6 protein-coding genes are annotated in these 7,439 nt (G+C 34.1%); 3 read left to right on the forward strand and 3 right to left on the reverse strand.

The features are described 5' to 3' along the window. The first annotated feature begins 75 nt into the window (after positions 1-75). Both B0A80_RS17055 and B0A80_RS17060 read left to right on the forward strand, forming a co-directional pair. Positions 76-2,412, forward strand: a complete 2,337-nt coding sequence (locus B0A80_RS17055) for an ATP-dependent helicase (protein ID WP_089078077.1) — start codon at positions 76-78, stop codon at positions 2,410-2,412. Positions 2,413-2,633: 221 nt separating this feature from the next. Continuing rightward, positions 2,634-3,254, forward strand: a complete 621-nt coding sequence (locus tag B0A80_RS17060; RefSeq protein ID WP_017497532.1) for an L-threonylcarbamoyladenylate synthase — start codon at positions 2,634-2,636, stop codon at positions 3,252-3,254. Positions 3,255-3,587: 333 nt separating this feature from the next. Here the strand turns inward: B0A80_RS17060 and B0A80_RS17065 are convergent, their stop codons facing one another. The 3 genes from B0A80_RS17065 to B0A80_RS17075 are packed head-to-tail and all read right to left on the reverse strand — an operon-like array spanning position 3,588 to position 5,951. Beyond that, positions 3,588-4,421: an OmpA/MotB family protein gene (locus B0A80_RS17065; RefSeq protein ID WP_017497531.1), complete on the reverse strand. Its 834-nt coding sequence runs from the start codon at positions 4,419-4,421 to the stop codon at positions 3,588-3,590. 34 nt (positions 4,422-4,455) lie between these two features. Continuing rightward, entirely contained in the window at positions 4,456-5,475 is a 1,020-nt protein-coding gene (locus B0A80_RS17070; protein WP_089078074.1) for a glycosyltransferase family 2 protein, read from the reverse strand. 29 nt (positions 5,476-5,504) lie between these two features. After that, the gene (locus B0A80_RS17075) at positions 5,505-5,951 is read right to left on the reverse strand and encodes a type I restriction enzyme HsdR N-terminal domain-containing protein (RefSeq protein WP_089078075.1); all 447 of its coding nucleotides are present in this window, start codon (positions 5,949-5,951) and stop codon (positions 5,505-5,507) included. 94 nt (positions 5,952-6,045) lie between these two features. Between B0A80_RS17075 and holA the strand changes: the two genes are divergently transcribed. After that, positions 6,046-7,050, forward strand: coding sequence for a DNA polymerase III subunit delta (gene holA, locus B0A80_RS17080; protein WP_070908103.1), 1,005 nt, complete (start codon positions 6,046-6,048; stop codon positions 7,048-7,050). Positions 7,051-7,439 lie beyond the last annotated feature (389 nt).

Genomic DNA, 7,439 nt, shown 5'->3' on the forward strand with positions numbered 1-7,439 from the left:
CCTCAGAACCTTAGATTCTTAGTAGCTTATTAAAGCTATAATTCTTAATTTTGCATCACTATGGAGAAAAATTTCATGCAAAAGTACATTGACCAGCTCAATGAAGCGCAACGACAGCCTGTTTTGAAAAAAGACGGGCCAATGATTATTATTGCTGGTGCAGGTTCGGGAAAAACCCGTGTTTTAACAATTAGAATTGCTTATTTAATGGCTCAGGGTATTGATGCTTTCAATATCTTGTCGCTTACTTTTACGAATAAAGCAGCCCGTGAGATGAAGCACAGAATCTCTGATATTGTGGGAGCTTCTGAAGCAAAAAACCTCTGGATGGGAACTTTTCACTCGATTTTCGCACGTATTCTTCGCGCAGAATCAGATCACCTGGGTTATCCTTCTAATTTTACGATTTACGACTCTCAGGATTCTGCCCGACTGATTTCTTCTATTATCAAAGAAATGCAGCTGGATAGGGATATTTATAAACCAAAACAGATTTTAGGTCGTATATCAAATTACAAAAACAGTCTGATTACAGTTAAAGCCTATTTCAATAATCCTGAATTGGTTGAAGCCGATGCCATGGCAAAAAGACCGCGTTTAGGAGAAATTTATCAGCAATACGTTGAGCGCTGTTTTAAGGCCGGCGCTATGGATTTTGATGATTTGTTATTGAAAACAAATGAGTTATTGACCAGATTTCCTGAAGTTTTAGCAAAATATCAAAACCGTTTTCGTTATATTCTGGTGGATGAGTACCAGGATACGAACCACTCTCAATACTTGATCGTAAGAGCGTTATCTGATAAATTTCAGAATATTTGTGTGGTTGGAGACGATGCTCAGAGTATTTATGCTTTCCGTGGAGCGAATATCAATAATATTCTGAACTTCCAGAAAGATTACGAAGGCGTAATCATGTTTCGTTTAGAGCAAAACTACCGTTCTACCCGAAATATAGTGGAAGCAGCAAATACGGTGATGGAACACAATAAAACCAAACTTGATAAAGTAGTTTGGACAGCAAATGATTTTGGCGGAAAAATTAAAGTCCACAGAAGTTTAACAGATGCTGAAGAGGGACGATTTGTGGCCAGTACGATTTTTGAACAAAAGATGCAAAACCAACTGCATAATGGTTCGTTTGCAATCTTGTACCGTACCAATGCACAGTCACGTGCAATGGAGGATGCACTTCGTAAACGAGATATTCCGTATCGAATTTACGGCGGTTTATCCTTTTATCAGCGCAAAGAAATTAAAGATGTTTTGTGCTACCTTCGTTTGGTAATCAATCCGAAAGATGAAGAGGCATTGATTCGTGTAATCAATTATCCGGCACGCGGAATTGGAGATACAACTGTTGAAAAACTTACGATTGCGGCAAATCATTACAAACGTTCGATATGGGAAGTAATGGTTAATATTGATAAAATCGATCTAAAATTAAATGCCGGAACAAAGAACAAAATTAGAGATTTTGTTACGATGATCCAGAGTTTTCAGGTTATTGATCAAAATCAGGATGCCTTTTATGTTACAGATCATGTCGCTAAGAAAACAGGACTTGTTCAGGAATTAAAAAAAGATGCCACACCGGAAGGAATGGCTAAAATTCAAAATATTGAAGAGCTTTTAAATGGTTTAAAAGATTTTACTGAAGGACAAAAAGAGGTTGATGGTGCAAGAGGAGCTTTGTCTGAGTTTATGGAAGATGTGGCACTGGCTACAGATTTAGATAAAGATACTTCTGATGAAGATCGTGTGGCGTTAATGACGATTCACCTTGCTAAAGGACTTGAATTTCCCCACGTTTTTGTAGTAGGAATGGAGGAAGATTTGTTCCCAAGTGCGATGAGTATGAGTACGCGAAGTGAATTGGAAGAAGAACGTCGTTTGTTTTATGTAGCGCTTACTCGTGCTGAACATCAGGCTTATTTGACCTATGCGCAGTCACGTTACCGTTGGGGAAAACTGACCGACAGTGAACCATCTCGTTTTATTGAAGAAATTGACGGGCAGTACCTGGAATATTTAACACCAGCCGAAACCAACTATCGCTACAAATCTCCAATTGATGGAGATATTTTTGGAGATATCGATAAGTCGAAACTGCGATTGGTGAAACCTGTAGGAAGTACACCCCCTAAACATGTTACAGCCAACGAGCCAAAATCGGATTTGAATATTCGAAAATTAAAACCCGTTACTGGTACCAGTCCAAACAATGGAGCTGCCAATTTGTTTGATAATAAGCTCACCATTGGAAATATTGTGATGCACGAACGTTTTGGGAAAGGTGAAATCGTCAACATGGAAGGTATTGGTGCTGATAAAAAAGCTGAAATAAAATTTGAAGTAGGCGGAATCAAGAAATTGTTGTTAAGATTTGCTAAATTAGATGTTGTGGGGTAAAAGAGTATAGAGAAAAGATGATAGAAAATAGATTTTTAAAGAAATTTAATTTTTTACAACTGGATTCGATTTTCAACCCTAACAATTTTACGTTACTTTTCAAAAGGATAAAGATCCTTTAAATTTACTATAATTGTAATGTTGTTGTTTTGTTTTAAAAACTTAAAAAGAACTAAAGATCAGTCTTTGTTCTATAATCTAAACTTCTTTATTCAAAAAAAATGGCTGAGTTCATAAAAATATATTCGGACAAACCCAGTGAAGCTGCAATAGCCAAAGTGGTAAAAGTACTTCAGAGCGGTGGTTTGGTGATTTATCCAACTGATACGGTTTACGGTTTAGGTTGTGATATTACCAATTCGCGTGCTTTAGAAAAAATTGCAAAAATAAAAGGCGTCAAATTAGAGAAAGCAAATTTCTCGTTCATTTGTCACGATTTAAGTAATTTATCGGACTATGTGCGTCAGATTGATACATCAACGTTTAAAATTCTTAAAAGAGCATTACCGGGACCTTATACTTTTATTCTACCTGGAAACAATAATCTTCCTAAAGAGTTTAAAAAGAAAACAACGGTAGGTATTCGTGTACCAGACAATAACATTATTCTTGAAATTGTTCGCCAACTTGGAAATCCGGTGGTCTCAACCTCAATTCGTGACGAAGATGACGTAATTGAGTACACCACAGATCCTGAACTGATCTTTGAAAAATGGCAAAATTTGGTCGATTTGGTTATTGATGGCGGATACGGTGATAACGTAGGTTCTACAATTATTGATTTATCAGAACATGAACCGGTAGTGGTGAGAGAAGGAAAAGGTGATCTTGATATTTTGTAGAAAGAAAAAAGTACTCCTCTTTATACTAAATAAAAAAGATTTTTTACTTGTTACAGTTTTACTTGAAAGGATTTTCTATCAAGTGAAATGCGTCTAAACCAGGATCTTTTTGAAACAAAAAAAGCCCTCGAAAGGCTATTTGTAAAAAAAAACTTAAATGATATAATTATCTAAAATAATTAATTAACTTTAGGTTTGTTAAAATTTAGTTAGTTAATTTAAAGATAATGCTATTCTTGATTTATATTTAATTGGTTATTAAAAAATTAAGGATACATAAAAGCAGGTCAATTGACCTGCTTTTTCTGTTTAATAAAGTATGTAAAAACGAGATTATTTCGCTTGTTTCTTCATTTCTTTTTCAATCATATCGTAGAATTGATCGATTTTTGGCATAACCACAATACGAGTTCTTCTGTTACGGGCTTTATTCTCAGCACTATCATTAGCAACTAATGGTACATAAGAACTTCTACCGGCAGCGATTAATTTAGCAGGGTTTACACCAAGTTCATTGCTTAATACACGAACGATTGAAGTAGAACGTTTAACACTTAAATCCCAGTTGTCTAAGATAATTCCATTGCTTTTGTAAGGAACGTCATCTGTGTGACCTTCAACCATACACTCAAAATCAGGTTTGTCGTTTACTACTTTTGCAACTTTAGCCAAAACAGATTTTGCTTTGTCGCTTACGTCATAACTTCCACTTTTGAATAATAATTTATCAGCGATAGAAATAAACACAACTCCTTTTTCTACGTTGATTTCGATATCCGGATCATTGATTCCAACAGCTCCTTTTAAGCTTGTAACTAAAGCTAAAGTTACACTGTCTTTCTTAGTTAATGCATCCTGAAGTCTAGATATTTTTAAATCTTTTTCTTTTAAACTTTCTAAAGATTTCTCAAGATTTTCAGCTCCTTTAGTAGTTAAAACAGTTAAGTCTTTAGAAGTACTGATTAAATCCTGATTGTGTTGTTTATAGCTTTCAGCAGTTGCTGCTAATCCTGCTTTTTCTTCCAAACAAGTATTTAATTTAACTGTGCAAGAGTTTAATAAATCTTGTATCTCTTTGTTCTTAGCTTCTAAAGCAGCATATTGCTTCTTCGATACACACGAAGTTAAGGCCATTAGTACTGATAGTGCGATAACTATTTTTCTCATAGGTATTATATTTAATTAAACGTTGATTACAAATTTAGTTCTTAATATTTTGATTAATGTTAAAGATTTCTTTAAATACCTGTAATTTCTTCAGGTAATACAAGTAAACGATACTTTTAACCATATAGTATTCCTGTATCTGGAAATCTTTACGCTTTTTAAGGTACTTTAAAGATATGCAATAAAAAGAGAAATGAGCTTTCAGTATAGCATAAGTATGGCCAAACTTTCTCTGAGTAAGGAAACGAATACCCGCTATTCCGTCCAAAACCATTCGGAAGAAAATCACGAAGAATAGTCTCTTTTTAGGTAAATTCTTAACAAGCATTAATAATGAATTTCTAAAATTCAAGAAAGTTTTTCTTGGATTTCCTTGCTGTAAAGTTGCACCTCCAACATGATAAACTGTGGAACCGAATACGTACTTAATCACGTGTCCTTCATTTGCAGCACGCCAGCACAAATCGATTTCTTCTTGATGAGCAAAAAAGGTCTCGTCAAAACCTCCGAGTTCATGATAAACTTCACTTCTGATGAAGAAACAAGCTCCGGAAGCCCAAAACAATTCGCAATTATCATCATACTGCCCATTATCTTTCTCTATCGTATCAAAAATGCGACCACGACAAAATGGGAATCCATACTTATCAATGAAACCACCGGCCGCACCTGCATATTCAAAGTATTCCTTATTTTTATAGTCCAGAATTTTTGGCTGAATGATTGCGGTTAGTTTTTCATTTTCAAAAGTTTCAAGAATAGGAGCGAGCCAGTTCTCAGTAACTTCAATATCTGAATTTACTAAAGCATAAATCTCAGCATCAATATGTTGCAAAGCATCATTGTAACCTTTAGCAAAGCCATGATTGCCATTGTTTTGAACTATTTTTATGGAAGGGAAATTATTTTTAACAAAGTCTATAGAATGATCCGTTGAAGCATTGTCAGCAACATAAATTTGAGCACCCTCAGAAAATCGGATAACAGAAGGTAAAAATTGTTCTAACAATTTTACGCCATTCCAGTTTAAAATTACAACAGCTATTTTATCCAAAAGTAATTTTTATTTATTTTAATATTATTCTATTCTTTATAATCGGGTAAGCTTCTTAAAAACTGATATTTTTCATTCTCAAAATCCATCTGACAGTAAAAATGATTCAGTCCGTTTGTGACATTCAAAAACCGTGCCTGCATTGTCATGTTATAACGGGCAATCTGATCAAAAGTTGCCTGAGAGATTTTAACTTCGGGCGCTTTGCATTCTACCAATATATGTATAGAGCCATCAGAATTGAAGACTACCACATCATACCTCTTTCTTAAACCATTGACAGTAAGAACTTTTTCAACATTTATAAGTGATTTAGGGTATTTTTTCTCAATCATTAAAAACTGAACTACATGTTGGCGAACCCATTCTTCCGGAGTAAGAATGATAAATTTTTTCCTGATTTCATCAAAAATAGACACTTTATTTTTGCTATTTTTGAATCGGAAAGTATAGGTTGGGAAATTAAGTTTAAGCATAAAGCAAAAATATAAAATAGTTTCAGGTTTCAGGTTAAAGTTTCAGGTTATTGAAACGTTAACCTGAAACTTTAAACTTGAAACAAAATTTTTAATGGACGAAGTTGTAAAAATTGTTAATGACATAAAAGCCGGAAATATAAAACCGATCTATTTTTTAATGGGCGAAGAGCCGTATTATATTGATAAATTATCGGAGTATATTGAACAGAATGTGCTCGCTGAGGAAGAAAAAGGATTCAATCAGACTGTTTTATACGGAAGAGATGTATCGGTTGAAGATATTGTAGCAACGGCCAAGCGCTATCCTATGATGGCTGATCGTCAGGTTGTTATCGTAAAAGAAGCACAGGATTTATCGAGAACAATTGATAAAATAGAATCTTATGTGGGTAATCCGATGGAAACAACCGTGTTGGTTTTTTGTTACAAATACAAAACGCTGGACAAACGAAAAAAAGTAACCAAATTACTGGCTCAGAAAGGAATTGTATATGAAAGTAAGAAATTATACGAAAATCAGGTTGGTGACTGGATAAAACGTGTGCTTGCCGGAAAGAAATATACAATTGACCCAAAAGCCAATGCAATGCTGGTTGAGTTTTTGGGTACCGATTTGAGTAAGATTAATAATGAATTAGAAAAATTACAAATCATTCTGCCACAGGGAACCGTTATTACCCCCCAGCACATCGAAGAAAATATCGGTTTCAGCAAAGATTATAATGTTTTTGAATTGCGAAAAGCGATAGGCGAACGAAATCAGTTGAAGGCCTATAAGATTGCGGAGAATTTCGCCCACAATCCTAAAGAATATCCGCTAGTAATGACGACGGGATTAGTATTCGGTTTCTTTGTTCAACTTTTAAAATACCATGGACTTAAAGATAAAAATCCTAAAAATGTTGCAGCAGCCATTGGGGTCAATCCCTATTTTTTAAAGGAGTATGATTTAGCAATAAAAAACTATCCGATGCGAAAAGTGAGCCAGATTGTAGGCGCACTGCGTGATGTTGACATTAAAAGCAAAGGAGTAGGAGCCAATGCATTACCACAATCCGATTTATTAAAAGAAATGTTATATAAAATATTCAATTAAGTGATTTAGTATTAACTTGTTATAAATACTTTCATGTGTAATAAATGTATCAATCTGCCCTGATTTATTCACTTTAAATTTTGATTTTTAAAATCGCTACTGACAAGGAATATTTAGTTTTTCATTTACTAACTACATAAAATTAATATAGCTACAGGAATAATTTGTCATAATAGTAGTATATAATGTATTAAAATTTTGGTAAAAACAATCTAAATTTACTATATTACCTGAATAATTTATATAAAAAATTTCGGTGGCCCCATCTACTTTAAATTTACGCATTTCAAGAATAAGGACTATTCTTGCGCTATTTGTTTGTCTTTTAACTGGTTTTAAGAGTCATTCGCAGTCTCAGATTCTCTCAAAAACAAACTCAGACATTATTC

The sequence above is a fragment of the Flavobacterium tructae genome (genome assembly GCF_002217475.1).
Classification (GTDB): Bacteria; Bacteroidota; Bacteroidia; order Flavobacteriales; family Flavobacteriaceae; genus Flavobacterium; species Flavobacterium tructae.

Coding starts and splice junctions, on each gene's coding strand:
- B0A80_RS17055 (WP_089078077.1), top strand. CDS start 76: ATGCAAAAGTACATTGACCAGCTCAATGAAGCGCAACGACAGCCTGTT.
- B0A80_RS17075 (WP_089078075.1), bottom strand. CDS start 5,951: ATGCTTAAACTTAATTTCCCAACCTATACTTTCCGATTCAAAAATAGC.
- B0A80_RS17065 (WP_017497531.1), bottom strand. CDS start 4,421: ATGAGAAAAATAGTTATCGCACTATCAGTACTAATGGCCTTAACTTCG.
- B0A80_RS17060 (WP_017497532.1), top strand. CDS start 2,634: ATGGCTGAGTTCATAAAAATATATTCGGACAAACCCAGTGAAGCTGCA.
- holA (WP_070908103.1), top strand. CDS start 6,046: ATGGACGAAGTTGTAAAAATTGTTAATGACATAAAAGCCGGAAATATA.